At 33.5% G+C, this 14,389-nt stretch carries 13 protein-coding genes and 3 pseudogenes; all 16 read left to right on the plus strand.

What is annotated here, in order from left to right:
* Positions 1-159: 159 nt before the first annotated feature.
* The 16 genes and pseudogenes from PYW37_RS06040 (at position 160) to PYW37_RS06115 (ending at position 14,387) form a co-directional block, all read left to right on the plus strand.
* A complete protein-coding gene (locus PYW37_RS06040) occupies positions 160-504 on the plus strand; it encodes a helix-turn-helix domain-containing protein (RefSeq protein ID WP_012897802.1) in 345 nt (114 codons plus the stop codon).
* 709 nt (positions 505-1,213) lie between these two features.
* Positions 1,214-1,779, plus strand: a pseudogene (locus tag PYW37_RS13255) (MucBP domain-containing protein); the annotation flags it as partial.
* Positions 1,780-1,983: 204 nt separating this feature from the next.
* Positions 1,984-2,058: a hypothetical protein gene (locus PYW37_RS13260; protein WP_228764464.1), complete on the plus strand. Its 75-nt coding sequence runs from the start codon at positions 1,984-1,986 to the stop codon at positions 2,056-2,058.
* A gap of 100 nt (positions 2,059-2,158) precedes the next feature.
* Positions 2,159-4,156 carry a ribonuclease R gene (gene rnr / locus PYW37_RS06055; protein WP_023189278.1) on the plus strand — a complete coding sequence of 666 codons (1,998 nt, stop codon included), beginning with the start codon at positions 2,159-2,161 and terminating at the stop codon, positions 4,154-4,156.
* 469 nt (positions 4,157-4,625) lie between these two features.
* Positions 4,626-5,709 (plus strand): annotated as a pseudogene (gene hisC, locus PYW37_RS06060) (histidinol-phosphate transaminase).
* Positions 5,697-6,683, plus strand: a complete 987-nt coding sequence (locus PYW37_RS06065; RefSeq protein ID WP_023189276.1) for an ATP phosphoribosyltransferase regulatory subunit — start codon at positions 5,697-5,699, stop codon at positions 6,681-6,683. The pseudogene hisC and the gene PYW37_RS06065 overlap by 13 nt, the downstream one beginning before the upstream one ends.
* Positions 6,676-7,301: pseudogene (hisG, locus tag PYW37_RS06070) on the plus strand (ATP phosphoribosyltransferase). Before PYW37_RS06065 ends, hisG begins: the two are co-directional and overlap by 8 nt.
* Positions 7,302-7,323: 22 nt before the next feature.
* On the plus strand, positions 7,324-8,580 hold the full coding sequence (hisD, locus tag PYW37_RS06075) for a histidinol dehydrogenase (protein ID WP_232238914.1): 1,257 nt from the start codon (positions 7,324-7,326) through the stop codon (positions 8,578-8,580).
* A gap of 95 nt (positions 8,581-8,675) precedes the next feature.
* Positions 8,676-9,269: a methyltransferase domain-containing protein gene (locus PYW37_RS06080; RefSeq protein WP_023189273.1), complete on the plus strand. Its 594-nt coding sequence runs from the start codon at positions 8,676-8,678 to the stop codon at positions 9,267-9,269.
* A 149-nt stretch (positions 9,270-9,418) separates the two neighbouring features.
* A complete protein-coding gene (gene hisB / locus PYW37_RS06085) occupies positions 9,419-10,021 on the plus strand; it encodes an imidazoleglycerol-phosphate dehydratase HisB (RefSeq protein WP_025017192.1) in 603 nt (200 codons plus the stop codon).
* Positions 10,018-10,806: an aminoglycoside 3'-phosphotransferase gene (locus tag PYW37_RS06090; protein WP_025017193.1), complete on the plus strand. Its 789-nt coding sequence runs from the start codon at positions 10,018-10,020 to the stop codon at positions 10,804-10,806. Before hisB ends, PYW37_RS06090 begins: the two co-directional genes overlap by 4 nt.
* A 38-nt stretch (positions 10,807-10,844) precedes the next feature.
* Positions 10,845-11,453, plus strand: a complete 609-nt coding sequence (hisH, locus tag PYW37_RS06095; protein WP_023189270.1) for an imidazole glycerol phosphate synthase subunit HisH — start codon at positions 10,845-10,847, stop codon at positions 11,451-11,453.
* A complete protein-coding gene (gene hisA / locus PYW37_RS06100; RefSeq protein ID WP_012897810.1) occupies positions 11,454-12,173 on the plus strand; it encodes a 1-(5-phosphoribosyl)-5-[(5-phosphoribosylamino)methylideneamino]imidazole-4-carboxamide isomerase in 720 nt (239 codons plus the stop codon).
* Positions 12,163-12,942, plus strand: coding sequence for an imidazole glycerol phosphate synthase subunit HisF (hisF, locus tag PYW37_RS06105; RefSeq protein ID WP_012897811.1), 780 nt, complete (start codon positions 12,163-12,165; stop codon positions 12,940-12,942). Before hisA ends, hisF begins: the two co-directional genes overlap by 11 nt.
* Positions 12,939-13,577: a bifunctional phosphoribosyl-AMP cyclohydrolase/phosphoribosyl-ATP diphosphatase HisIE gene (gene hisIE, locus PYW37_RS06110; protein ID WP_023189269.1), complete on the plus strand. Its 639-nt coding sequence runs from the start codon at positions 12,939-12,941 to the stop codon at positions 13,575-13,577. Before hisF ends, hisIE begins: the two co-directional genes overlap by 4 nt.
* Positions 13,578-14,387: a histidinol-phosphatase gene (locus tag PYW37_RS06115; protein ID WP_023189268.1), complete on the plus strand. Its 810-nt coding sequence runs from the start codon at positions 13,578-13,580 to the stop codon at positions 14,385-14,387.
* Positions 14,388-14,389 lie beyond the last annotated feature (2 nt).

A 14,389-nucleotide genomic window follows, 5' to 3' on the forward strand; every position in this document is an offset into this window, starting at 1 on the left:
TAATTGTTTTATTTTAAATACCTTTTTTTTTTCAGTATTTTTGTAAATGCTGTTTTAAGCGAATTGTTCATATATAAGTATAACAGAACAGTCACAGTACTTTCCGAAAAATCTTAATTTTTCTGAAAATTAGATTTTGATATTTTGAAAGGAAAAGCGATGGAAGAAAGTATATTTTATAAGAGAGTTAGAAAGCTAGCGACTGATTTAGGAAAATCATTTAATCAAATCGAAAAAGAATTAGGATATTCTCGAAATGCCTTAAGTAATTATAAAACACAAACCATGCCATCAGCCATTCGGTTATTAGAGTTAGCAGAGTATTTTGATGTAACACCAAGATATTTACTAGGGATGGATAAAATTTGTTCAAAAAATCATGAAGAAAGAGATTTTGCAGAGTTTCTTTTTAAAAGTCTTGATAAAAATCAAAAAATTGAAATATGTAAGTTTTCGCAAACCTGGATGTTGCAAGAATTAAAGGAGGAACAATCTCACAATTAAAAAGAATTTAGAGATTGTATGGAGTTTATTTATTATGATAATAAAAAATAAGATGGTAAAAAGACTTATAAGTACTTTTTTAATGTCATTATTGCTTGCATCAATGATGTTAGTAATTGGAGCTGGAAAGGTTTATGCTCAAGGTTCAGTTTCGAGTACGAGTCTACAGGTCTCTGCCGATGGTTCTGATTACTATATCATAGGTTCTGACTTTTATAATCACTTCGTTAGGCCTACAACCGTTGACTTAGCGAAAAATAAAGTTGTTTATAATAAACAGATACTAACAGTATATAATGGCAGAATAGATAAATGGAAAATGTCTTTCTTGAATCAGGATTCATCAGGAAAATCCTGGTTCAAATTTTTATCTTATCCAGAAGCAACTAAAGGAGACATAAAAGTTACTTATACAACGGATGGGATTAACTATTCTGATAGTAAACCAAGTCTAGAACAGCTCAAAGGCTACATGGTCGAGCTTCTTAAACCAATTGTATATCCAGATGATGCAAATAACCAAGAGAATGATATAGAGGTTTCTTTTCAACTTTCTCCTGATACTGATTACATATTGAGCAATTCCAATTTAAATAAACAGTTTATTCCTTTTAGCGGAGAGTACTGGTTACAAAATTATAGTCCTTATCCCTTTTTTACTGATCGAAATCAACTCCAATTCGTATACCCAGATTATTCTAAAGGAGTAATGGTGAAGTATGTTGATGAGGAAGGAAATGAAATTCATGATCCACAAACTATTAGTGGTTCAAAAGGAGATGTTTATGACGCCAGTACAGATCAGTACAAATTGGTCTTAGATGGTTACACATTAAACACATCTAAACTACCACAAAATAGTATAGGAAATTTTAAAGAAGCGCTTCAAACAGTCACTTATGTTTATTCTAAAAATCCAGTGGTTGCAGCTGATGTGACAGTAAGATATGTAGATATAGAGAATAATCCTATTTCAGAAGATATCATTTTACAAGGAAATATTGGTGAAAACTATTATACTGATAAAAAAATATTAAAGATTATACTCTAAAAGAAGTTCAAGGAAATTCATCAGGTCTGTTTTCAGAAAAGGTACAAACAGTTACTTATATATACAAAAAAAATGAGTTACCTATTGCTACAGGAAAAGTTGTTGTAAAATATATAGATACAGATGGAAAATCAATTTTAAAAGATGTTGTTAGAACTGGAACTGTTGGGGAAGATTATATAACTGAAGAAAAAAATATTTCTGGTTATACTTTTCAAGGAATTCGAGGTAATTCAAAAGGTAAATATACGGATAAAATTCAGACCATAACTTATGTTTATACTAAAAATCATATTATAAAACCAAAAGATGAATTAGTAAATTCTGGAACAAAAATAATAAATAAAACTAATCCAAAAGTTAAAAACTCCAGTTCTGAAAAATCCCAAAAACTACCTGAAACTGGTGAAAACAAAAAAAGGAGTATATTGTTTTTCATTAGTGGACTCACTCTTATAACTTTAGGGTCAACTATTATAGTATTTCGACATAAAAAAGAATAAATAAAAGGCTATCAAAGGCCTTTTTATTATTAATAGTCGAATATTGCTTACTGATTATGTTATGATAGAAAGATACAATTGGAGGAAGAAATAAATATATATGGTTCAGCTATCAGAATTAGCATCAGCACTTAATCAAACAGAAAGTAAGGGAGTATTTTCTAAACATCCTAAAGGTTTCGGATTTGTTCATCCAGAAGACGCAACAGATAAAACAAATGATATCTATATCGGTAAAAATGATACTAAATTTGCGATGGATGGGGATAAAGTTACCGTTAAAGTTACCTATCCTAAAACTGAAAAACGCGGTGCAAGTGGACAAATTACTAAAATAAATGAACGAGCCGTAGTTGATACGGTCGGGACTTACCGTTCTTTGTCAAATCGTCAAGTCAAAGCATTAGGATACAAAGGAAGAATAGAACTCTATAATGATCGAATTTCTGATACTTTATATATCAAACAACCATTATCAGGGGTTCAAGAAGAAGATGTAGTAAGTCTTAAAATAACCCAATATCCAACCGATACCAAGACATTTGAAGGAAAAATTACAGGTATTATTGGACATAAAGGCGAAGTAGGACTAGATATTTTAGAAGTGCTTTGTGCTATGAAAATTCCACAAGAGTTCTCTTCTGAAACTTTAGCTGAGGCTGAGGCATTTTCCGAAAAATTAACTGATTCAGATTTGCAAGATCGTGAAGATTATCGGAATGAAATTACCTATACCATTGATGGAGATGATTCTAAGGATTTGGATGATGCCATCCACGTTAAAAAATTATCAAATGGACATTTTGAATTAGGAGTCCATATCGCTGACGTCAGTCATTATGTGACTGAGGGTTCTTCTTTAGATGAAGAAGCCTACTCACGCGCAACATCAGTCTATGTAACTGACCGAGTTGTTCCGATGTTGCCTGTTAAGTTATCCAATAATTTGTGTTCACTCAATGAAGCTCAAGAACGACTGACAATGTCTTGTCTAATGGAAATTGATGACAAAGGTAAGATTGTCAGTTATAAAATATCACCTTCAGTCATAAAAACAACTTATCGAATGACTTATAATAATGTCAATAAAATGATTCATCAAGGACAAGAAGGTCATAGGGAAGCCCTTGAAAACTTCTCTAAAATTACCGATTCGATTAAAGTGGCCGTTGAACTTCATGAAATTCTTGAAACAATGCGAAAAGACAGAGGAATGATTGAATTTGACGAGAGTGAAGCAAAAATTATTTTAGATGAAAAAGGTCATCCAATCGAAATTGTAAAACGTGATCGCGATACTGCAGAACGAATGATTGAATCCTTTATGTTGATGGCAAATGAAACTGTTGCCCTTGATTTTCAAAAGAAAAAACTACCTTCCTTATATCGAGTTCATGATAACCCTAAAGAGAAAGCTTTTGCTAAATTGATGGAAGCTGCTGCTAATGCTGGTTTTTCCTTGAATTCAGATTCTCATCAAGCCATTAATTTCTTTGCTGATGAAATTAAAGGAACAAGTTCTGAAAAGGCATTGACTTATCAACTTCGACATACGATGTCAACAGCGGTTTACTCTGAAAAAAATACAAAACATTTTGGGCTCGCAGCGACTAACTATACGCATTTCACAAGCCCAATTAGACGTTTTCCTGATTTAATCATCCATCGTTTATTGCATTTATATCCTTCTGACCATTCTAACCGTACTAAAGACGAGTGGAAAGAACGTTTACCTGAAATTGCTAGCCATTCTTCTGATATGGAACACCGTGCGGTCGTCACTGAACGAATTATTGATGCAATGAAAAAAGCAGAATATATGTCAGAGCGGATTGGAGAAGTTTACACTGGTACAATTACAGGCCTACAAAAATTTGGAATCTTTGTTGCATTAGATAATACAGTTGAAGGTTTAATTCGTGTACCTAATTTACATACTGGGACTACGGAAGAACTTGAATTTGATGAAGAAGCAAGTATTTTTAAAGGAAAAAAATCAGAAACAGTCTATCAAATAGGACAAGAAATAAAAATTCGTGTTATTGCTGCTAATAAACGAAAAGGAACAGTTGATTTTGAACAAATTGCTCCTGAATAAAGCCAGTCTACTATTATGTCGAATAAATAAAGGACTAATAAGATAAATTAAACTATTGAAATTTAAATATTTTCGAGTAAAATACCAGTATTTACTGGTATTTTTATTATGCTAAATAACAAGATAGATATTTTATTAAAATAAATGTTGACTTTTAAAAATATAAGTATTATAATTCAGATAATTAAGAATTAACAAACGAGAGATGAAAGAGTAGTCTTAGGTATCAGTTGAGAGAGCCTTGTTACTGAGAAAAGGTCTGATATTGGGATGAACCACACTCATCGCTATCTTACCCACATTATTATGTGAGCGTTAGCTGCGTTAATGCTAAGTTGTTATAACTTACCGAGGTCACTTTTGTGAAAAAGTGATAAATTAAGGTGGAACCACGATTAAACCGTCCTTTAAGTCAAGTACTTTTAGGCGTTTTTTTATATTATCTTTCTATTCTCGAAAGGAGAAATCTATGAGTTGGCAAAATAACCTTCGGTCAGTAAGTCCCTATATTGCAGGTGAACAACCTGAACTTACTGACATGATCAAATTAAACACTAACGAAAATCCATATCCGCCCACTAGTGTAGCTCAATTATTTAATGAACGTTATAAGACAAAAAATTTGCGTCTTTACCCAAGTACTGACGCGAAAAGTTTAAGAAAAAAATTGGCCGAATATCATCATTTAGAAGTTGAACAGGTTTTTATTGGAAATGGCTCTGACGAAGTTTTGTCACTTAGTTTTCTGACTTTTTTTTAATAGTCAAAGCCCTTTATTAATGCCTGACATTACTTATTCTTTTTACCCTATTTATTGCGAACTCTATCGAATTCCCTTTCAAAAAGTCCCTGTGGATGATGATTTTAAAGTTTCAATAAAAGATTATTGTATTGAAAATGGTGGAATTGTGATTGCAAATCCTAATGCTCCAACGGCTTTGGCACTAAATCTTAAAGATATAGAAGAAATTCTGAAAAAAAATCAAAAATCAATTGTCTTGATTGATGAAGCCTATATTGATTTTGGCGGTGAAACATGTCTTCCTTTGCTTAAAAAATACGATAATTTAGTAGTGGTTCAAACTTTTTCTAAATCACGGAGTTTGGCAGGAATTCGTTTGGGTGTAGCTTATGGCTCTGCTGAAGCAATTTCTCATTTGTATGATGTGAAAAATTCATTTAATTCCTATCCAATTGATAGTTTGGCACAAATTATTGGAGAAGCAAGTTTAATGGATGAACATTATTTTCAAAAAAACATTCAGAAAATCATTAAGACAAGAGAAGTTTTTAAAGATAATTTGGTTAATTTAGGATTTGAAGTGACTAATTCAAAGGCTAACTTTGTTTTTGTTCATCATCCAAAAGTAAAAGCAGAAGAACTTTTTAAGGCGCTTTATGAGGCAAAAATTATTGTCAGGCATTGGAATCAACCACGGATTGATGATTGGTTACGGATAACTATTGGAACTAATAAAGAAATGAACAAAGTGATTGAATTTTTAAAAAGCTATTTAAAAAAGAATGAGGAAATTGACGAATGGAAAAAATAAATTATCTGCTTCCTGAAGAATCGGCAGAAATGACCTTGAATCAAGTTAAAAGTCTACGGCAGATAGAAGGTCGTTTAAGGAAATTATTTGGCTTGAAGAATTATCAGGAAGTCATGCCCCCAAGCTTTGAATATACACAACTCTATACAGCACTTGAAAATAATGGAAAAACTTTTAATCAAGAAAAAATGTTTCAGTTTATCAATCATGAGGGACAATCAATTACACTCCGTTATGATTTTACACTTCCTTTAGTTAGACTTTATTCGCAAATCAAGGATTCTACTAGTGCTCGTTATTCATATTTTGGAAAAATATTTAGAAAAGAAAAACGGCATAAAGGTCGTTCAACGGAAAATTATCAGATTGGTATTGAACTTTTTGGTGAATCAGCCGATAAGTCAGAATTAGAAATTCTTAGTTTAGCCCTTCAAGTGATTGAACAGTTAGGTTTGAATAAAACGGTCTTTGAAATAGGCTCAGCAAAATTTTTTCAACGTTTATGTCAGTTAGCTGATGGTTCAACAGAATTACTTACAGAACTTTTACTCAAGAAAGATTTGAGTGGTCTCAATGCTTTTATCGAAAAAAATAATTTTTCTAAGGAATTAAGAGGACTTTTTAAAGAAATATTTATTACTAATGAGTTATCAAGGTTGGAAAATTTAGTGACAAATACAAAAGATGATGTGCTCATTTCTTCCTTTGATCAGCTCAAAGAATTTTCAGAGAAACTTTCAATGATTGAACCGATTATCATTGATTTGGGAATGGTTCCTAAGATGGACTATTATACTGATTTGATGTTCAAGGCTTACAGTTCAGCAGCGAATCAACCTATTTTATCAGGTGGAAGATATGACCAACTATTAAGTAATTTTCAAGAAGAGGCGGTTGCCATTGGTTTTTGTTGTCATATGGATACTATTTTAAAGGCACTGGAAAGACAAGAATTGGAGGAAGACAATGATTAAAATTGCCATAACTAAAGGTCGAACCCAAAAACAAGTCACCAAACTTTTAGAAAATGCGGACTATGATGTTGAACCAATTCTAAATCTAGGACGTGAATTACAAATTAAAACGAAAGATGATTTACAAATCATTTTTGGAAAAGCTAATGATGTCATTACTTTTTTAGAACATGGAATTGTTGATATTGGCTTTGTTGGTAAAGATACGCTTGATGAAAATGATTTTGATGATTATTATGAATTATTGGATTTAAAAATTGGGCAGTGTATTTTTGCCCTTGCTTCCTATCCTGACTTTTCAAATAAAAATTTTCAAAGACGTAAACGAATTGCTTCAAAATATCCAAGAGTGACAAAAAATATTTTGCTCAAAAGCAAGAAGATATTGAAATTATCAAGTTGGAAGGTTCTGTTGAGCTTGGACCAGTTGTTGGTTTAGCTGATGCAATTGTTGACATTGTCGAAACAGGAAATACTTTATCTGCAAATGGTTTAGAGGTCATTGAAAAAATCAGTGATATTTCAACACGGATGATTGTCAATAAATCTAGTTTCAAATTTAAAAAAGATAAAATTATAGAAATGGTGGAGAGGTTAGAAGATGCTCAAACAAATTGATTATCAATGAAAGCTTGAAGAAATTGCTGAAAAATTTCAAGGTCGAAAAACAGAAGTATCAAAAGAAGTTAATAAAACTGTTCAACAGATTGTAGAAGACATTCAAAAAAGTGGAGATACTGCCTTATTTAACTATGCTAAAAAGTTCGATGGTTATGATGTGAATACTAGTAATTTACTCGTCACGCCCATGGAACGTGAAACAGGACTAGAACAAATTGATGAGGATTATTTTAGAATTCTTAGGCGTACCAAATCACAGATTGAAGAATTTCATAAACATCAACTAGGAAATTCATGGAATATTTTTAAGGAAAACGGTGTTATCATGGGACAAATTGCACGTCCTCTGGAATGCGTTGCTCTCTATGTTCCTGGAGGAACGGCTGCATATCCCTCAACAGTCATTATGAATGCTGTTCCAGCGCTTTTAGCAGGCGTCAAAGAAATTATTATAATTACTCCAGTTAAAGCTGATGGAAAAGTAAATCCTAATATTTTAGCAGCTGCTGAAGTTTGTGGAATAGAAACAATCTATAAAGTGGGTGGAGCACAAGGTGTTGCTGCCGTTGCGTATGGGACAAAATCAATTCCTAAAGTTGATAAGATTGTCGGACCCGGAAATATTTTTGTGGCTACAGCTAAGAAAATCTGTTATGGGGTGGTAGATATTGATATGATAGCCGGTCCGTCAGAAGTTCTAGTTATTGCTGACAAAACTGCCAATCCAAAATATATCGCTGCTGATTTAATGGCGCAAGCAGAACATGATAAACTTGCGTCAGCGATTCTAGTGACGACTTCTGAAAAACTTGTTCAACAAGTAGATGAGGAATTAAATAGACAAGTTCAAAATTTGGAACGTCGTGAAATCATTGAAAGTTCCATCAGGAATTACGGTGGAGCCATTGTTGTAAAAAATATTGATGAAGCCTTTGATGTTTCCAATCAGCTGGCTCCAGAACATTTAGAAGTTTTGACTAGTGAACCTTTAACCCAACTTCCAAAAATCAAAAATGCTGGCTCAATTTTTCTTGGAGAGTATACGCCAGAACCGCTAGGCGACTATATGTCAGGAAGCAATCATGTCTTACCAACTGGAGGAACAGCCAAATTTTACTCTGGTTTGGGTGTCTATAATTTCATAAAATATTCAACTTATAGCTATTATCCTAAAGAAGTTTTGGCTGACTTTAAAGAGGATGTTGAGACATTTGCAAAATCAGAAGGATTGACGGCTCATGCTAACTCAATTTCTGTGAGATTTGATGAAATGTAATACTTGAGACAAGATTTTCAAAATTTATTGGTCAAGGCGTGAGGAGCCACATGGATTTTAAAATATTGAATAAGAAAAATAGTAGGGAGAAAAACATGACAAAACAAGAAAATTATTACGCAGAAGTTTTCGAAAAACCGTGGGGTCGGATGTTCTATGACTTACTTTTTCCACAGCTCCTACCAAATTTGACAAAAGATTCAAAAATTCTGAGTTTCGGCTCTGGATTTGGACGGACGGAAACATTTTTGGAGGAACAGGGATTTGAAGTCACGGGCTATGAGCCTGATGTAGAAAAGCTCGAGATGATGTCTGACCAAACTTTTCGTCAGTTGACAGGAACTTTTGACGACTTTGCAGAAACTGTTAAAAATGAGCGTTACGACGTGATTCTCATTCACAATGTTTTAGAATACGTCCTCGACCGAAAAGTCGTGTTGGAATTACTCTTGTCACTTTTGACAGATGGCGGCACGCTTTCTATTGTCAAGCACAGTAAGTACGGTAGCATGATAGAAATGGCAGCAGGACGTGATAATCCGCAGGCAGCGCTTGATGTTTATGAAAATGAAGCTGTCGCTTCTCACAACCACGGCGATATCCTAGTTTATGACGATGATTGGCTGACAGATTTTGTGGCAAATTACAAACTGAAACTCCAAGAAAAATTTGGAATTCGTCATTTTTAAGGTATTTCAAAAAACGCAGAAATCAAAGAAACAGACAACTGGTATCAACCCATGCTTAAGTTAGAGCAAAAAGTAGCGAAAGACCAAACGCTGTATCCAGTCGCACGATTACATCATTTGATATTTAAAAAAACTAAGGAGAATCTGTTATGACACGCATATCACACATCACGCGTAATACCAAAGAAACACAAATCGAACTTTCCATCAATCTTGACGGCACAGGTCAAGCGGACATTAGTACAGGTATTGGTTTTCTCGACCACATGCTGATACTTCTCACCTTTCACAGCGATTTTGACTTAAAAATCATAGGACATGGGGATCATGAAACAGTAGGGATGGACCCGCACCATCTCATTGAAGATGTTGCGATTGCTCTTGGTAAATGTATCAGCGAAGCATTAGGTAATAAGCTCGGTATTCGACGTTATGGAAGTTTTACCATTCCAATGGATGAAGCTTTGGTGACTTGTGATTTAGATATTAGTGGACGACCTTATTTGGTATTTCATGCTGATTTATCAGGAAATCAAAAACTTGGTGGCTATGATACAGAAATGACTGAAGAATTTTTTCGTGCCCTTGCTTTTAATGCTGGTATTACTTTACATCTGAACGAACATTATGGGCAAAATACGCATCATATTATTGAAGGCATGTTTAAATCTACAGCGAGAGCGCTAAAACAAGCTGTAAGTATTGATGAAGCGAAAGTTGGAGAAATACCGAGCAGTAAGGGAGTGTTATGACGAATCTAAAAGAATTAAGTATTAATATTGAAAAATTTTCTGAAGCACTTCACAATACGCTAAAAGATGCAAAAATTTATGATAGCAGTTCCTCTCCTGAAGCTCAAGTGTTATTCATTGATAAGAAAGATGGATATTATTTAAAAATAGCTTCATCAAAAACTTTAGAGCGAGAAGCTGAAATGACTGCTTATTTTCAAAAGAAAAAGTTAGGTTTAGGATATATTTCTTATTTATCAGGACAATCCCAAGATTTTTTACTCAAGAAAAAAATTCAAGGAGATAATTATTTGACTAAAAAATATCTTAATAATCCAAAACGTCTGTGTGATAGTCTTGCTGAAAATCTACGATTTCTTCATGAACAAAATTTTGAGGATTGTCCCATATTAGACCATTCTGAACGTTATTTGAAGAAAGTCGAAAAGAACGCAAGTATAAAGCATTCAAATCTAGATTTTGTCGATAATTATAATATCCGAACAACAGAAGAAGCTTATGATTATATAGAAAATAAAAAATTGCTATTAAAGAATGATACGCTTTTACATGGAGATTATTGTTTACCTAATATAATCCTAGACAATTGGAAGTTCAAAGGCTTTATTGATTTGGATTGTGCAGGTGTTGGCGACCGACATATTGACCTCTTTTGGGGTGCATGGACGCTTAATTTTAATATTGGTACTGATCAATATCGTGACCGATTTTTTGATGCTTATGGTCGGGATAGAATCGATGTTGATCGTTTGAAATTGGTTGGCTGCTGTGAGGTTTTTGGTTAAATTGAATTTTAGTATATTTTGATATTGAAAGGAGCATTATGAAAAAAATTGTTATCATCGACTACAATATCGGAAATCTTCAAAGTGTACAGGCCGCATTTTTACGATTGGGACAAGAAACAGTGATTTCAAGAGGTTTAGAGGAAATTCGTAAAGCAGATGCACTTATTCTTCCAGGAGTTGGGGCTTTTCCTACAGTAATGAATAATTTAAAAAAGTTTAATTTGATTGAACTTATACAAGAACGAGCTGCTGCTGGAATACCAATATTGGGAATTTGTTTAGGGATGCAAGTGCTTTTTGAAAAAGGATACGAGATAGAAGAAAGACAAGGTCTTGGACTTTTAAAGGGAGAGGTAATTCCAATCAAAACTAATGAGAAAATTCCGCATATGGGATGGAATCAATTAAACCTGGCTAAAACCAGTCCAACAACTCATTATTTGTCTGATAATGATGAGGTCTATTTTGTCCATTCTTATCAGGCGACTTGTCCTGATGATGAACTCATTGCCTACACCACTTATGGCGAAGTAAAAATTCCGGCAATTGTTGGAAAAAATAATGTGATAGGCTGTCAATTTCACCCTGAAAAGAGTGGAGAAATTGGCAGAAAGATACTAAAAGCATTCTTGGAGGAAATTTAAATGAAGATTATTCCAGCAATTGATTTGCAAAATGGTGAAGCCGTGCGTCTCTACAAAGGAGATTATGATAAGAAAACGGTCTATTCAAAAAATCCCCTTGAAATTGCTCAAAAATTTGAAAGAATGGGAGCGACTGACCTCCATTTGGTTGATTTAGATGGTGCTAAGATAGGACAAACTCGTAATTTAGAGCTTGTGCGAAAAATAAAAGATGAAACAAGATTGAAAATCGAAATTGGTGGTGGAATTAGAGATTTCGATACAGTTAGAATGTATCTTGAACAAATTGGTGTGGAACGAGTGATTTTAGGAACCGCAGCAGTAGAAAAGCCTGATTTTCTTAAGGAATTATTAATTAAATATGGTCCAAGCAGAATCGTTGTTGGAGTTGATATTAGAGAGGGTTTTGTATCAACAAGTGGTTGGTTAGAAAAAACAAGTCTTCCTTACCTGTCATTTTTAAAAAAATTAGAGAGAATAGGGGTTAAAACCACTATTATTACTGATATCTCCAAAGACGGAACACTGACAGGTCCAAATTTTAAACTTTATGATGAAATTTCAAAGGAAAATTCCCTAAACGTGATTATTTCTGGAGGTGTAAAGGATAATTCTGATATTCAACGTGCAACTCGTTCTGACTTCTATGGAATTATCGTTGGGAAAGCTTACTATGAGGGGAAAATTAATCTTGAAAAGGAGTTCAGGAATGCTAACTAAAAGAATCATCCCTTGTCTTGATATTAAAAATGGTAAGGTTGTTAAGGGAATCAATTTTGTGGGTTTAAGAGAAATAGGTGATCCAGTGGAATTGGCCAAAATATATGAAGAACAGTGTGCAGATGAAATTGTTTTTCTTGATATTACAGCATCTTTTGAAGAACGTGAAATTATTGGTGAATTAATTGGTCGGGCGGCGCGTGAACTTTCAATTCCATTAACCGTTGGTGGAGGAATTCGTTCAATTGACGATTTTAGAAGAATTCTTGCTAGAGGAGCTGATAAAGTATCCGTCAACTCAGCTGCAATTGAAAATCCTGAACTTATTCGTCAAGCGGCTAACGAATTTGGCGTTCAATGTGTTGTTGTTGCTATTGATGCTAAAAAACGAGCAGACCATAGGGGATATGATGTCTATATCAAAGGTGGGCGTGAAAATGCAGGTCTTGACTTAGTTGATTGGGCTAAAAAGTGTGAAAGATTAGGAGCAGGCGAAATTTTACTAACCTCAATGGATAAGGATGGAACAAAGACAGGCTACGATTTGGAAATGCTGAATGACGTTTGTACTGCTGTTAATATTCCTGTTGTAGCAAGTGGCGGTTGTGGGAAGATTTCGGACATTGTTGAAGTTTTTCAAAATACAAGAAGCGATGCTGCCCTTGTTGCTTCATTATTTCATTATGGCGAAGCAACAGTTGATGAAGTTAAAGACGAACTTATAAAAAATAATATTCCAGCAAGAATTATTAAGAAGGAGACATTATGAGACCAGATTTTCATAAGCAGGAACTTATTCCTGTTATTGTTCAAGATTATCAAACAAATCAAGTATTAATGCTTGCCTATACAAATGAAGTGGCTTTTGAGAAAATGCTTGAAACTGGTGAGACTTGGTTTTGGTCACGTTCACGACAAAAACTTTGGCACAAAGGAGAAGAATCAGGTCATTTTCAAAAAATAAAAGGAATGCGTTTGGATTGCGACCAAGATACTTTACTGGTTTTTGTTGAACAAATTGGTAATGCTTGCCATACTGGTGCTTACTCTTGTTTTTATGATGAACTTATTCCTTTTGATGACTCTGATATTTTCAGAGAGTTGGAGAAGCAAATCGTCGACCGAAAGTTACATCCAGTCGAAAAATCTTATACGAATTATTTGCTTGGAGAGGGCATTGATAAAGTATTAAAAAAAGTTGGTGAAGAAGCAAGTGAAGTGATTATTGCTAGTAAAAATTCAGATAAAGGAGAACTTTTAGGAGAAATTGATGATTTACTTTATCACTTGTTTGTATTAATGAATCAGCAAGGTATTTCTCTAGAAGAAGTACGGCAAAAAGCAAAAGAACGGCATCAGCTAGAGGGAAATAAGAAGGAATTTCATACAAGGACGGCAGATTAAATGAAAAAATTAGATTATCATTTCCACTCTCATTTTTCGGCTGATAGTGAGGAGCTTCCTAGAAAGCATGTGACAGAAGCTATAGCACATGGTTTAGAAGAAATTTGTTTTACAGAGCATCGAGATTTTTATTTCCCAGGAATGGATTTTTCATTAAATCTACCTGAATATTTTCAAGAAATTAATCAATTGCAAGCGGAATTTAAAGATAAAATTAAAATAAAAATTGGCTTGGAAATGGGAATTGATTTACGTTTTAAATCAGAAATTAATCAGTTTATTGATTCGGCTCCTTTTGACTTTGTGATTGCCTCTGTTCATGAAATTGGAGATATTGAAGTTTATGACGGAACAGAATTTTATCTACAGAAAACAAAAGAAGAAGCACAAAGAGAATATCTTTTAGCTTGTTTAGATGTTGTTCAAAATTTTGAGAATTATAATTCATTTGGTCATTTAGATTATGTTGCTAGATATGGGCCTTACACGGATAAATCAATAAAGTTTGCAGAGAATCGGGAGATTTTATTTGAAATCTTGCGGGCTTTAGCTTCAAAAGAAAAAGCATTAGAAATAAATACTAGATTGTTTGATGATCCGAAAACTGAACAATTTTATAGTGATTTATTGATTAATTTTAAAAGATTAGGTGGAAAATTTATAACTTTAGGAACGGATAGTCATATAGCAAAGCGTGATTGGCTTTCAATTCATAAAGCAAGAACTTTAATTAAAAAAGCTGGTTTTCACGAACTAGCAACTTTTAGTGGGATGAAAATTGATAAAAATAAAAAGTCTATTAAAAAATAATA

The organism is Lactococcus lactis (genome assembly GCF_029023865.1).
Lineage (GTDB): Bacteria > Bacillota > Bacilli > Lactobacillales > Streptococcaceae > Lactococcus > Lactococcus lactis.